25 protein-coding genes are annotated in these 12,106 nt (G+C 34.6%); all 25 read right to left on the bottom strand.

Going from position 1 to position 12,106, the window contains the following annotated elements; genetic code table 11:
- Positions 1 to 46 precede the first annotated feature (46 nt).
- The 25 genes from H6X70_RS02420 to rplW all read right to left on the bottom strand — a co-directional run bounded on the left by H6X70_RS02420 (position 47) and on the right by rplW (position 12,104).
- Positions 47 to 1,039: a DNA-directed RNA polymerase subunit alpha gene (locus H6X70_RS02420; protein WP_194766086.1), complete on the bottom strand. Its 993-nt coding sequence runs from the start codon at positions 1,037 to 1,039 to the stop codon at positions 47 to 49.
- A gap of 95 nt (positions 1,040 to 1,134) precedes the next feature.
- On the bottom strand, positions 1,135 to 1,740 hold the full coding sequence (gene rpsD, locus H6X70_RS02425; protein WP_194766087.1) for a 30S ribosomal protein S4: 606 nt from the start codon (positions 1,738 to 1,740) through the stop codon (positions 1,135 to 1,137).
- A 191-nt stretch (positions 1,741 to 1,931) separates the two neighbouring features.
- Positions 1,932 to 2,315, bottom strand: coding sequence for a 30S ribosomal protein S11 (rpsK, locus tag H6X70_RS02430; protein ID WP_194766088.1), 384 nt, complete (start codon positions 2,313 to 2,315; stop codon positions 1,932 to 1,934).
- A 105-nt stretch (positions 2,316 to 2,420) separates the two neighbouring features.
- Positions 2,421 to 2,795, bottom strand: a complete 375-nt coding sequence (gene rpsM, locus H6X70_RS02435; protein ID WP_194766089.1) for a 30S ribosomal protein S13 — start codon at positions 2,793 to 2,795, stop codon at positions 2,421 to 2,423.
- Between the two features lie 2 nt (positions 2,796 to 2,797).
- On the bottom strand, positions 2,798 to 2,914 hold the full coding sequence (gene ykgO, locus H6X70_RS02440) for a type B 50S ribosomal protein L36 (protein WP_013305171.1): 117 nt from the start codon (positions 2,912 to 2,914) through the stop codon (positions 2,798 to 2,800).
- Between the two features lie 4 nt (positions 2,915 to 2,918).
- The gene (infA, locus tag H6X70_RS02445; protein ID WP_007094967.1) at positions 2,919 to 3,134 is read right to left on the bottom strand and encodes a translation initiation factor IF-1; all 216 of its coding nucleotides are present in this window, start codon (positions 3,132 to 3,134) and stop codon (positions 2,919 to 2,921) included.
- An 8-nt stretch (positions 3,135 to 3,142) separates the two neighbouring features.
- Complete coding sequence (gene secY / locus H6X70_RS02450; protein WP_194766090.1) at positions 3,143 to 4,498, bottom strand: preprotein translocase subunit SecY; 1,356 nt, start codon at positions 4,496 to 4,498, stop codon at positions 3,143 to 3,145.
- A gap of 14 nt (positions 4,499 to 4,512) precedes the next feature.
- Positions 4,513 to 4,965, bottom strand: a complete 453-nt coding sequence (gene rplO, locus H6X70_RS02455) for a 50S ribosomal protein L15 (protein ID WP_194766091.1) — start codon at positions 4,963 to 4,965, stop codon at positions 4,513 to 4,515.
- A gap of 16 nt (positions 4,966 to 4,981) precedes the next feature.
- The gene (gene rpmD, locus H6X70_RS02460) at positions 4,982 to 5,161 is read right to left on the bottom strand and encodes a 50S ribosomal protein L30 (RefSeq protein ID WP_194766092.1); all 180 of its coding nucleotides are present in this window, start codon (positions 5,159 to 5,161) and stop codon (positions 4,982 to 4,984) included.
- Positions 5,162 to 5,172: 11 nt separating this feature from the next.
- Positions 5,173 to 5,697 (bottom strand): 30S ribosomal protein S5, encoded by a 525-nt coding sequence (rpsE, locus tag H6X70_RS02465; RefSeq protein ID WP_194766093.1) that lies wholly within the window; start codon positions 5,695 to 5,697, stop codon positions 5,173 to 5,175.
- 6 nt (positions 5,698 to 5,703) lie between these two features.
- Positions 5,704 to 6,060, bottom strand: coding sequence for a 50S ribosomal protein L18 (gene rplR, locus H6X70_RS02470; RefSeq protein ID WP_194766094.1), 357 nt, complete (start codon positions 6,058 to 6,060; stop codon positions 5,704 to 5,706).
- 10 nt (positions 6,061 to 6,070) lie between these two features.
- On the bottom strand, positions 6,071 to 6,613 hold the full coding sequence (gene rplF, locus H6X70_RS02475) for a 50S ribosomal protein L6 (protein WP_194766095.1): 543 nt from the start codon (positions 6,611 to 6,613) through the stop codon (positions 6,071 to 6,073).
- A 17-nt stretch (positions 6,614 to 6,630) separates the two neighbouring features.
- A complete protein-coding gene (gene rpsH / locus H6X70_RS02480) occupies positions 6,631 to 7,029 on the bottom strand; it encodes a 30S ribosomal protein S8 (protein WP_194766096.1) in 399 nt (132 codons plus the stop codon).
- Between the two features lie 69 nt (positions 7,030 to 7,098).
- Positions 7,099 to 7,368: a 30S ribosomal protein S14 gene (gene rpsN / locus H6X70_RS02485; protein WP_040278732.1), complete on the bottom strand. Its 270-nt coding sequence runs from the start codon at positions 7,366 to 7,368 to the stop codon at positions 7,099 to 7,101.
- A gap of 3 nt (positions 7,369 to 7,371) precedes the next feature.
- Positions 7,372 to 7,923: a 50S ribosomal protein L5 gene (gene rplE / locus H6X70_RS02490; RefSeq protein ID WP_194766097.1), complete on the bottom strand. Its 552-nt coding sequence runs from the start codon at positions 7,921 to 7,923 to the stop codon at positions 7,372 to 7,374.
- Between the two features lie 2 nt (positions 7,924 to 7,925).
- Positions 7,926 to 8,237: a 50S ribosomal protein L24 gene (gene rplX, locus H6X70_RS02495; RefSeq protein WP_194766098.1), complete on the bottom strand. Its 312-nt coding sequence runs from the start codon at positions 8,235 to 8,237 to the stop codon at positions 7,926 to 7,928.
- 16 nt (positions 8,238 to 8,253) lie between these two features.
- Positions 8,254 to 8,622: a 50S ribosomal protein L14 gene (gene rplN / locus H6X70_RS02500; protein ID WP_069831953.1), complete on the bottom strand. Its 369-nt coding sequence runs from the start codon at positions 8,620 to 8,622 to the stop codon at positions 8,254 to 8,256.
- A gap of 2 nt (positions 8,623 to 8,624) precedes the next feature.
- On the bottom strand, positions 8,625 to 8,882 hold the full coding sequence (gene rpsQ / locus H6X70_RS02505; protein ID WP_136480162.1) for a 30S ribosomal protein S17: 258 nt from the start codon (positions 8,880 to 8,882) through the stop codon (positions 8,625 to 8,627).
- A 13-nt stretch (positions 8,883 to 8,895) separates the two neighbouring features.
- Positions 8,896 to 9,087 (bottom strand): 50S ribosomal protein L29, encoded by a 192-nt coding sequence (gene rpmC, locus H6X70_RS02510; protein ID WP_194766099.1) that lies wholly within the window; start codon positions 9,085 to 9,087, stop codon positions 8,896 to 8,898.
- Between the two features lie 13 nt (positions 9,088 to 9,100).
- On the bottom strand, positions 9,101 to 9,520 hold the full coding sequence (gene rplP / locus H6X70_RS02515) for a 50S ribosomal protein L16 (RefSeq protein WP_194766100.1): 420 nt from the start codon (positions 9,518 to 9,520) through the stop codon (positions 9,101 to 9,103).
- Positions 9,521 to 9,541: 21 nt separating this feature from the next.
- Complete coding sequence (gene rpsC / locus H6X70_RS02520) at positions 9,542 to 10,270, bottom strand: 30S ribosomal protein S3 (protein WP_067147346.1); 729 nt, start codon at positions 10,268 to 10,270, stop codon at positions 9,542 to 9,544.
- Positions 10,271 to 10,279: 9 nt separating this feature from the next.
- Entirely contained in the window at positions 10,280 to 10,687 is a 408-nt protein-coding gene (gene rplV, locus H6X70_RS02525) for a 50S ribosomal protein L22 (protein WP_194766101.1), read from the bottom strand.
- A 6-nt stretch (positions 10,688 to 10,693) separates the two neighbouring features.
- Positions 10,694 to 10,972: a 30S ribosomal protein S19 gene (rpsS, locus tag H6X70_RS02530; protein WP_194766102.1), complete on the bottom strand. Its 279-nt coding sequence runs from the start codon at positions 10,970 to 10,972 to the stop codon at positions 10,694 to 10,696.
- Positions 10,973 to 10,975: 3 nt separating this feature from the next.
- Positions 10,976 to 11,803 carry a 50S ribosomal protein L2 gene (rplB, locus tag H6X70_RS02535; protein ID WP_194766103.1) on the bottom strand — a complete coding sequence of 276 codons (828 nt, stop codon included), beginning with the start codon at positions 11,801 to 11,803 and terminating at the stop codon, positions 10,976 to 10,978.
- 10 nt (positions 11,804 to 11,813) lie between these two features.
- Entirely contained in the window at positions 11,814 to 12,104 is a 291-nt protein-coding gene (gene rplW / locus H6X70_RS02540; protein WP_194766104.1) for a 50S ribosomal protein L23, read from the bottom strand.
- Positions 12,105 to 12,106: the final 2 nt, after the last annotated feature.

The raw sequence follows: 12,106 nt of genomic DNA on the forward strand, positions 1-12,106 counted from the left end.
TCATCTTGCTACTAAACTCGTAAATCGAGGAGCAAAATATGATTAATTAATCTTTATCTAATTTATATTTGCTTAAATCCATTCCGAAATTTAATCCTTTAACATTTACAAGCTCTTCAAGCTCGGTTAAAGACTTTTTACCAAAGTTTCTGAATTTCATTAAATCATTTTTATTAAAAGATACTAAGTCACCTAAAGTATCAACTTCAGCAGCTTTTAAACAGTTAAGTGCACGAACAGATAAATCCATATCGATTAACTTAGTTTTAAGCAACTGTCTCATGTGAAGAGATTCTTCATCATAAGTTTCAGTTTGTGCAATTTCATCAGCCTCTAAAGTGATACGCTCATCTGAGAATAACATAAAGTGGTGAATTAATGTTTTTGCACCTTCTGTTAAAGCGTCTTGTGGTGTAATTGAACCATCGGTAATGATTTCGAAAACTAATTTTTCATAATCAGTTTTTTGTTCAACACGATAGTTTTCAATACTGTACTTAACGTTTTTTATTGGTGTGTAAATGGAATCTGTAAAGATGGTACCAATTGGTGCTGAAGCTTTTTTGTTTTCTTCTGCAGGTACATATCCTCTACCTTTCTCAATAGTGATTTCCATATTGAAATTCACTTTTGGATCTAGGTTACAGATTACTAATTCTGTATTTAATACTTGGAAACCAGAGATAAATTTTTGAAAATCTCCAGCTGTAATTCTATCTTGACCAGAAATTGAAATTGAAATTGATTCGTTATCAATATCTTCAATTTGTCTTTTAAAACGAGCTTGTTTTAAGTTTAAGATGATTTCTGTTACATCTTCTACTACACCAGCAATCGCTGAAAATTCATGATCAACACCCTCTATTCTAACCGATGTGATTGCAAAACCTTCTAAAGAAGATAATAAAACTCTTCTTAATGCATTACCAACAGTTAGACCATAACCAGGTTCTAAAGGTCTGAATTCGAATTTTCCTTCGAAATCAGTAGAATCGATCATGATTACTTTGTCGGGCTTTTGAAAATTAAATACTGCCATTTTTTTCTTCGTTTTAATTGTTATTTAGTTGCGCGATTTAAAAGTGTGAAGAAGACTAATGAATCCTTTGGCTAAATACCAATATGATTAATTTATTATTTAGAATATAACTCGACGATGAATTGCTCGTTGATGTTTTCAGGAATTTGAATTCTCTGAGGAACAGAAACATAAGTTCCTTGTTTTGTATCATCATTCCAAGTAATCCATTCGTAAACTGTACTAGAATTTGAAAGTGATCTTGCGATAGCGTCTAAAGATTTAGATTTTTCTCTAACTGCAACAACATCACCAGCTTGTAATTGGTATGAAGGAATGTTTACTAACTCACCATTAACAGTAATATGTCTGTGAGAAACTAATTGTCTTGCACCACTTCTTGTTGGAGCAATACCCATTCTAAATACAACGTTATCTAATCTAGATTCGCATAATTGTAACAAAACCTCACCAGTAATACCTTGTGCAGCTCTTGCTTTTTTAAACATACCTCTAAATTGACGCTCTAAAATACCGTAAGTATATTTAGCTTTTTGCTTAGCCTCTAATTGGATAGCATATTCAGATTTCTTACCACGTCTTCTGTTGTTTCCGTGTTGCCCAGGAGGGTAATTTCTTTTTTCGAAAGATTTGTCATCTCCGAAAATAGCTTCGCCAAATTTACGAGCTATTTTAGTTTTAGGACCAGTATATCTTGCCATTTTAAAATTTAATTATGAGAGTGATTATGAATTAAGGTCTTAATCTTATCCTTCGATAATCTTTTGATCTCTCGGTTGATACTTGTTATTTTTTCAGTTTGCAAATGTACACAAAAAATTAATACCACCTGAAAACAGGTGATATTAATTTTTAAAATTGCTTTATTTAATTCGCGTTAATTAAAACGTGATTAAACTCTTCTTCTTTTTGGTGGACGACATCCATTATGTGGTAATGGCGTAACATCGATAATTTCAGTTACTTCAATTCCAGCATTGTGGATAGAACGAATAGCAGATTCTCTACCATTACCAGGTCCTTTAACGTAAACCTTTACTTTCTTTAAACCAGCTTCGATTGCTACTGCAGCAGCATCTTCAGCAGCTAATTGAGCAGCATAAGGTGTGTTTTTCTTAGAACCTCTAAATCCCATCTTACCAGCAGAAGACCATGAAATTACGTCTCCTTTTTTGTTGGTAAGTGAAATAATAATGTTATTAAAAGAGGCTGTTACGTGAGCTTCACCAACAGACTCAACAATAACTTTACGTTTTTTTGTGCTTGTTTTTGCCATATTTCTAGTGCTTAGTTTTAGTTGATAGTCGCTAGAATCCTAAACCGTAAAATTTCGAACAGATTCCTTCCAACGTCTAAAGACTAAAGACTAAATTTTTAATTATTACTTAGTTGCTTTTTTCTTGTTAGCAACAGTTTTTCTTCTACCTTTTCTGGTTCTTGAGTTGTTCTTAGTACGTTGTCCTCTTAATGGAAGACCAGATCTATGACGAATACCTCTGTAACATCCAATATCCATTAATCGCTTAATGTTTAATTGTGTTTCAGAACGTAATTCACCTTCGATTGTAAAAGTACCAACAGCTTCACGAATTCCAGAAATCTGGTCATCGGTCCAATCTTGAACTTTTGTACTTTCGTCTACTTTAGCCTCGGCTAAAATTTCTTTCGCTCTACTTCTTCCTATTCCATAGATATAGGTTAAAGAGATAACTCCTCTTTTGTTTTTTGGTATGTCTACACCTGCAATTCTTGCCATAATTACCCTTGTCTTTGTTTAAATCTAGGATTCTTTTTGTTTATCACGTAAAGTCTACCTTTTCTACGCACGATTTTACAATCTGCACTTCTTTTTTTAACTGAAGCTCTTACTTTCATCGTATTAGTATCTATAAGTTATGCGAGCCTTAGTTAAATCGTAAGGACTCATTTCTAATTTTACTTTATCTCCAGGTAACAACTTAATATAATGCATACGCATCTTACCCGAGATATGTGCAGTCACAATGTGACCATTCTCTAATTCAACACGGAACATCGCATTAGATAATGCTTCAATGATTGTTCCGTCTTGTTCTATTGCTGCTTGTTTTGCCATAGTATAAATTAAGCTACTGCTTTTCTATTTTTACCTGTCTTCATCAAACCATCATAGTGTCTATTCAACAAATAAGAATTTATTTGCTGCATCGTGTCAATTGCAACTCCAACCATAATTAATAACGAGGTTCCTCCGAAAAATAAAGCCCATCCTTGTTGTACGCCCATTAACTTAACAATAAGTGCAGGGAATACAGCTATAAGTGCTAAAAATATAGAACCTGGTAATGTGATTTGAGACATTATTTTATCTAAATATTCAGATGTTTCAGATCCTGGACGAATCCCTGGAATAAAACCACCACTACGTTTTAAATCGTCGGCCATTTTATTTGTTGGAACCGTAATTGCAGTATAGAAATATGTAAACACAATAATCAATAAAGCAAATGTAAGGTTGTAAACAAATCCGAACATATCAGAATAGTTAGTTTGTAACCAAGCTCCAGTAGCCGTTTCTTTTAAGAAAGAAGAACCACCAATTAAACCAGGTACAAACATAATAGCTTGAGCAAAAATGATAGGCATTACTCCTGAAGCATTAAGCTTTAAAGGAATATATTGTCTTGAACCGGCCATAGCGCTTTTCTCGTAACCACCACTGGCAGTTCTTCTAGCGTATTGTACTGCTATTCTTCTTACACCCATCACTAACATGATAGAAGCTAAAATGATAACAAACCAGATTACAAATTCAATTAATACCATCATTAATCCGCCGTTTCCACCGCCTTCTAATCTAGTCGCTGCATTTTGTAAAAATGCTTGCGGTAAGTTAGCGATAATCCCTACCATAATTAATAAAGAAATACCATTACCAATACCTTTATCGGTAATCTTTTCTCCTAACCACATAGCGAATATACAGCCTGTTACTAAGATAGTTACTGAAGAGAAATAAAATAACGGTCCTGTACCTAATAAAAATGCACTTTGAGGAATACCTAATGCAGGTAAACTTGCTAAATACCCAGGAGCTTGTAATAAACAGATTGCTATGGTTAACCAACGCGTAATCTGATTAATTTTCTTCTGACCACTAGCACCCTCTTTTTGCAGTTTTTGCAAGTAAGGAATTGCAATACCCATTAACTGAACCACAATAGAAGCAGAAATGTAAGGCATAATACCAAGAGCGAATACCGAAGCATTAGCAAATGCACCTCCTGTAAAAGCATTTAGTAATCCTAACAAACCTGAGTCTGTTTTATCAGCTAAACCTCCTAATTGAGCGGCATCAATACCTGGTAATACAACTTGAGCACCAAAACGATAAACTAATAACAGACTTAATGTTACAATAATTCTGTTTCTTAGCTCTTCTATTTTCCAAACATTCTTAATTGATTCTATAAATTTCATACTTGTAATGAGTATTATATAGTTACAGCTTCTCCGCCAGCAGCTTCAATAGCAGCTTTTGCTGAAGCAGTAAACTTATGAGCAGATACTTTTAATTTTGCTTTTAATTCACCTCTACCTAATATTTTAACTAGATCGTTTTTACCGATTAAACGGTTTGTGAATAATGTTTCAAAATCTACGGTATCTCCAATTTTCTTATCATCAGCCAATTGTTGTAAGGTATCTAAATTGATGCCTTGATATTCAACACGGTTAATGTTAGTAAAACCAAATTTAGGAACACGTCTTTGAAGTGGCATTTGACCACCTTCAAATCCTAGTTTCTTAGAATAACCAGAACGAGATTTAGCTCCTTTGTGACCACGTGTAGCGGTACCACCTTTTCCAGAACCTTGTCCTCTACCTATTCTTTTCCCTTGGTTTTTTACTGAACCTTCTGCAGGTTTTAAATTACTTAAATCCATTTTTCAGTTTATATTTTTAAGCTTCTTCAACAGAAACTAAATGTGAAACTTTAGCAACCATACCAAGTATATTTGGTGTAGCTTCATGCTCTTTAACTTGACCAATCTTGTTAAGACCTAGAGCTTCTAAAGTTCTCTTTTGTCTTTGTGGGCGATTGATTGCGCTTTTAACTTTTGTTACTTTAATCTTTGCCATTTCTGTCTTTATTAAGCGTTAAAAACTTGTTCAAGTGAAATCCCTCTATCTCTAGCGATATCGTTAGCGTCTCTTAATTGTAATAAAGCATCAAAAGTTGCTTTTACTACGTTATGAGGGTTTGACGATCCTTGAGATTTAGATAATACATCATGTACACCAACGGCCTCTAATACTGTTCTTACAGCACCACCAGCAATTACACCTGTACCAGGAGCTGCAGGAATAATATTTACTCTTGCACCACCGTATTTACCTTTTTGTTCGTGTGGTAAAGTTCCTTTAATAATAGGAATTCTAACTAGGTTTTTCTTAGCATCTTCAACCGCTTTTGCAATTGCACTAGCAACGTCTTTAGATTTTCCTAAACCTTGTCCTACAACACCAGCTTCATCACCAACTACAACAATTGCTGAAAAACCGAATGCTCTACCACCTTTAGTTACTTTTGTAACTCTTTGTACACCAACTAAACGATCTTTAAGATCTAGTCCACCTGGTTTTACTAACTCTGCACTTTTATATTTTTGAAACATAATTTCTTAGAATTTAAGTCCTGCTTCTCTAGCTCCTTCAGCTAATGATTTAACTCTTCCGTGATATAAATAACCACCTCTATCAAAAGAGATTGTTTCTACACCAGCTTTTAAAGCTTTTTCAGCAAGTGCTTTACCTACCAATTTAGCTACTTCAGTTTTAGTTGCTTTTGCAGAGCTAATGTCTTTATCTCTTGAAGATGCTGAACTGATAGTGTTACCAGTTACATCATCAACTATTTGAGCATAAATTTCTTTATTACTTCTATAAACAGCTAATCGTGGTCTTGCTTCTGTACCAGAAACAACCTTACGGATTCTGTTTTTTATTCTTAGTCTTCTTTCGTTCTTTGTCAATGCCATAACTTAATTATTAAGCTGATTTACCTGCTTTTCTTCTTAATTCTTCACCAACAAACTTAACTCCTTTTCCTTTGTAAGGTTCAGGTTTTCTAAATCCGCGGATCTTCGCAGCTACTTGACCAACCAGTTGTTTATCGAATGATGTTAATTTTACAATTGGATTTTTACCTTTTTCAGATATCGTTTCAACAGTTACTTCTGGAGCAATGTTTAAAATGATATTATGAGAAAAACCTAAAGCTAAGTCTAATTTTTGTCCTTGGTTTGATGCTCTATAACCTACACCTACCAATTCTAATTGCTTAGTCCATCCTTTAGATACACCTTCAATCATATTGTTCATTAAAGATCTGTATAAACCGTGTTTAGCTTTTTGATCTTTAGTATCTGAAGAACGTGTTACTAAAACATTTCCTTCTTCCACTTTAATTTCAACTGAGTCGAAATTTTGTGTTAATTCTCCTAATTTGCCTTTAACAGTAACAACATTATCTTTAATGTCTACTGTTACACCTTCTGGAATGGCTACTGGATTATTTCCTATTCTTGACATTTCTTTCTGGCTTTAAATTAGTAAACGTAACATAAAACTTCTCCACCAACGTTATCTCTTTTGGCTTGTTTACCCGTCATTACTCCGTGAGAAGTTGAAACGATGGCAATTCCAAGACCGTTAAGGATTCTAGGCAAATCTTTAGAACCAGAATACTGACGTAAACCTGGTGTACTAATTCTTTGAAGCTTCTTAATTACTGGTTCTTTTGTTTCTTTATTGTACTTAAGGGCTATTTTAATAGTACCTTGTACAGTAGAGTCATCAAATTTATAACTTAAAATATATCCTTGTTCGAATAAAATTTTAGTTATGTCTTTTTTCAAATTAGATGCTGGAATCTCTACCACTCTGTGGTTAGCACGCACCGCATTTCTAATTCTTGTCAAATAATCCGCAATTGGATCTGAGTACATAATGAATTGATTTTGTGATTTTGGTTTTCGGCCTTGCGCCGAACCTTAAATCTGATTATTTAAATAATATTACCAACTAGCTTTTCTTACTCCAGGGATAAGACCTTGATTAGCCATTTCTCTGAAAGTTACACGAGAGATCCCGAAAGTTCTCATGTATCCTTTTGGTCTTCCTGTTAATTTACATCTATTATGCTGACGTATAGGAGATGCATTTTTAGGTAACTTTTGTAATGCTTCGTAATCACCAGCTTCTTTTAAAGCTTTGCGTTTTTCAGCATATTTAGCTACTGTTTTTGCTCTTTTTACCTCACGGGCCTTCATTGATTCTTTAGCCATATCTTAGTTCTTTTGAAAAGGTAATCCTAATTCAGTTAATAATGATTTTGCTTCTTTATCAGTTTCTGCAGTCGTTACAAATGTAATATCCATTCCAGAGATTTTATTGACTTTATCAATATTTATTTCTGGGAATATAATTTGCTCGGTAATTCCTAAGTTGTAATTACCTCTACCGTCGAATCCTGTAGCTTTAATACCGTTAAAATCTCTTACACGTGGAAGTGCAGAAGTTACTAAACGGTCTAAAAACTCATACATTTTTTCACCACGTAAAGTTACTTTTGCGCCAATTGGCATCCCTTTACGTAATTTAAATGATGCAACATCCTTTTTAGATAATGTAGATATCGCTTTTTGTCCAGATATAGTTGTTAATTCTTCTACTGCGTAGTCAATTAACTTTTTGTCTGCAACTGCAGCTCCAACACCCTTAGATATTACTATCTTAGAAAGTTTAGGAACTTGCATTACATTTTTATATCCAAATTCGTCTGTAAGAGCAGCAATTATTTTGCTTTTGTACTCTTCTTTAAGTCTTGGTGAATATGCCATAACTATATTACTTCATTAGATTTTGTTGAAAATCTTACTTTTTTGTCGCCTTCTACTCTATATCCAACTCTAGTTGTTTCTCCTTTTGAAGTTAACAATGATAAGTTAGAAATATGAATAGCTGCTTCTTTCTCTACGATTCCGCCTTGAGGATTTTGTGCACTTGGTTTAGTATGTTTCTTAACCATGTTTACGCCTTCAACGATCGCTTTATTCTTTTCTATTAACACTTTTTGAACAACACCTTCAGAACCTTTATGGTCTCCAGCAATTACTCTTACAGTATCTCCAGTTTTTATTTTAAGCTTTGTCATCTTAAATATTTATGTATTAAAGCACCTCTGGTGCTAATGATACAATCTTCATGAATTGTTTATCACGAAGCTCTCTAGCAACAGGACCAAATACACGTGTTCCTCTCATCTCACCCGTTGGGTTTAATAAAACACAAGCATTATCATCGAATCTGATATAAGATCCGTCTGGTCTTCTTACTTCCTTCTTGGTACGCACAACAACTGCTGTAGAAACTGCTTTTTTCTTAATGTTTCCATTAGGAGTTGCATCTTTAACAGAAACAACTATTTTATCTCCTACAGAAGCATATCTTCTTTTAGTACCTCCTAAAACACGGATTACTAAAACTTCTTTAGCTCCAGTATTGTCTGCTACTTTTATTCTTGATTCTTGCTGTAACATAATTATTTAGCTCTTTCTAGGATTTCTACTAATCTCCAACATTTAGATTTACTTAAAGGTCTTGTTTCCATGATCTTTACAGTATCACCAATGTTACAATCGTTTGTCTCGTCGTGTGCAACGTATTTTTTCGTTTTTAACACGAACTTACCATACATAGGGTGTTTTACTTTTTTAACTTCAGAAACCACGATTGATTTCTGCATTTTGTTACTAGTAACAACTCCTATACGTTCTTTTCTTAAATTTCTTGTTTCCATCTTTTCGGCAGAATTATTGTAATTCTCTTTTAGTTAATTCGGTCGCAATTCTCGCTACACTTCTTCTTATAGAACGTAATTGAATTGGATTTTCTAAAGGAGATATTGCATGAGCCAATTTAAGGTCTGAATAACTCTTTTTTGTTTCACTAAGTTTCTCTTGTAACTCAGCTACAGATAATTCTTTAATTTCTGATTGTTTCATAATATCAAATAAATTATGCTTCGTAATCTCTAGCGATTAAAAACTTAGTTTTAACAGGTAGCTTTTGTGCAGCTAAACGTAATGCTTCTTGAGCAACGTCTAAAGGCACACCACCTATTTCAAATAAAACACGACCTGGTCTACAAACGGCTACCCAATACTCAACGGCACCTTTACCTTTACCCATACGTACTTCAAGAGGCTTTTTTGTGATCGGCTTGTCTGGAAATATTTTAATCCAAAGTTGACCTTCTCTTTTCATGTAACGTGTAGCGGCAATACGTGCTGCTTCAATTTGACGAGACGTTATAAAAGTTGCGTCTAATGCTTTTATTCCAAAAGTACCGTTTGAAAGTTGGTGTCCTCTACCAGAGAGACCTTTCATACGACCTTTTTGCTGTTTACGAAATTTTGTTCTTTTAGGCTGTAACATTTTTCTTTACTTTATAAAAAATTACTTTCTACGACGAGGTTTGTTATCTCTGTTTCCGCCACGTCCTCCGGCTCCACCTTTTCCTTGCTTCTTAGATAATCCAACAAGCGGAGAAAGTTCTCTTTTACCATATACTTCACCTTTCATGATCCATACTTTAACACCCAATCTACCGTAAGTAGTGTGTGCCTCAACTAAAGCATAATCAATATCGGCTCTAAAGGTTGATAAAGGAATACGTCCTTCTTTGTAGTGCTCAGAACGTGCCATTTCAGCTCCATTTAAACGTCCACTAATTTGGATTTTAATTCCTTCAGCATTCATACGCATTGTAGCAGCGATAGCCATCTTAATTGCACGTCTGTATGAAATTCTGTTTTCAATTTGACGAGCGATACTTGATCCTACTAAAAATGCATCAAGTTCAGGTCTTTTAATTTCAAAGATGTTAATCTGAACTTCTTTTCCAGTAATTTTCTTAAGCTCTTCTTTTAACTTGTCTACCTCTTGACCACCTTTCCCGATAATGATACCAGGTCTTGCAGTAGTGATAGTAACGGTTACAAGTTTTAAAGTTCTTTCGATAATTACTCTACTAACACTAGCTTTAGATAAACGCGCATGAACGTATTTTCTAATTTTATCGTCTTCGGCAAGCTTATCTCCATAATCATTACCTCCGTACCAGTTAGATTCCCATCCTCTGATAATACCTAAGCGATTTCCGATTGGATTTGTTTTTTGTCCCATACTTCTATCTTAGCTTTGTGTGTTATTTTTAGCTCCAACAACGATAGTTACGTGGTTAGAACGTTTTCTAATTCTGTGTGCACGACCTTGAGGTGCTGGACGTAATCTTTTTAACATTGATCCGCCATCAACTCTAATCTCTTTAACTATTAATTCAGCCTCTTCGATGTTTCCTTCTTCGTTTTTAGCTTGCCAGTTTGCAATTGCAGACAATAACAATTTCTCTAAACGACCAGAAGCTTCTTTTTGGTTGAATTTTAATATATTAAGTGCATGTTCTACTTTTTCACCTCTTACTAAATCGGCTACTAAACGCATTTTTCTCGGTGATGTAGGACAGTTATTAAGTTTAGCAAAAGCAACTTGCTTTTTTCCTTCCTTAATAGCGTCTGCCATTTGTTTTTTACGACTTCCCATAGCTTACTACTTTTTACCTTTATTTTTAGCACCTGCGTGTCCACGGAATGAACGTGTTGGTGAAAATTCTCCTAATTTATGACCTACCATGTTTTCAGTAACATATACTGGTACAAATTGACGGCCATTGTGTACTGCGATAGTTTGTCCAACAAAATCTGGAGTAATCATACTTGCTCTTGACCAAGTTTTGATAACTGTTTTCTTGTCGGCTTCAACATTTGCAGCCACTTTTCTTTCTAATTTATAATGAACGTAAGGTCCTTTTTTTAATGATCTTGCCATGTCTTATTTCTTTCTACGTTCTACAATATATTTATTACTTGCTTTCGTTTTAGAACGGGTTCTGTAACCTTTAGCTGGAATACCGTTTCTAGAACGTGGGTGTCCACCTGAAGATTTACCTTCACCACCACCCATTGGGTGATCAACTGGATTCATTACTACTGGTCTAGTACGAGGTCTTCTACCTAACCATCTTGTTCTACCTGCTTTACCGCCAACTAATAATTGGTGATCTGAGTTAGAAACAACACCGATAGTAGCCATACAGTTTACAAGAATTAATCTTGTTTCACCTGAAGGTAACTTAACGGTTGCAAACTTACCATCTCTTGCCATTAATTGAGCAAAAGCACCAGCACTACGAGCCATAACAGCACCTTGACCTGGACGTAACTCTACACAAGAAATAATAGTTCCTAATGGAATTTCACTTAATGGCATAGCGTTTCCAATTTCTGGAGCAACACCTTCTTTACCAGATACTACATTTTGTCCAACCTGTAAACCATTTTGAGCAATAATGTATCTTTTTTCGCCATCTTGATAATTCAATAATGCAATAAAAGCTGTTCTGTTTGGATCGTATTGAATTGAAGCTACTTCAGCAGGAATTCCCGCTTTGTCTCTTTTAAAATCGATAATACGATACTTTCTTTTATGACCACCACCTATGTAGCGCATAGTCATTTTCCCTTCACTGTTTCTACCACCAGACCTTTTGTTCGGAACGAGTAAACTCTTTTCCGGCTTATCAGTAGTAATAGCATCATAGCCATTTACTACTCTAAAACGCTGTCCTGGTGTGATTGGTTTTAATTTTCTTACTGACATCTGTCTTTAATTACATGTTACTGTATAAATCAATCATTTCACCTTCCGCCAGCTGTACAATTGCCTTTTTAACTGCATTTGTTTTACCATGTTGAATACCAGTTTTAGTAAACTTGGTACTACGATCTGGACGGACATTTATAGTACGAACTTTTTCAACAGAAACTCCATAAGTGGCCTCAACCGCTTTTTTGATTTCTACCTTGTTCGCCTTAGTTTTCACTGCGAAAGTATAGCAATTTCTTAACTCGCTATTTGCAGTCGCTTTTTCTGTGATGATAGGTTTAATTAAGATACTCATCT

The sequence above is a fragment of the Tamlana sp. I1 genome (assembly GCF_015355625.1).
GTDB lineage: Bacteria > Bacteroidota > Bacteroidia > Flavobacteriales > Flavobacteriaceae > Pseudotamlana.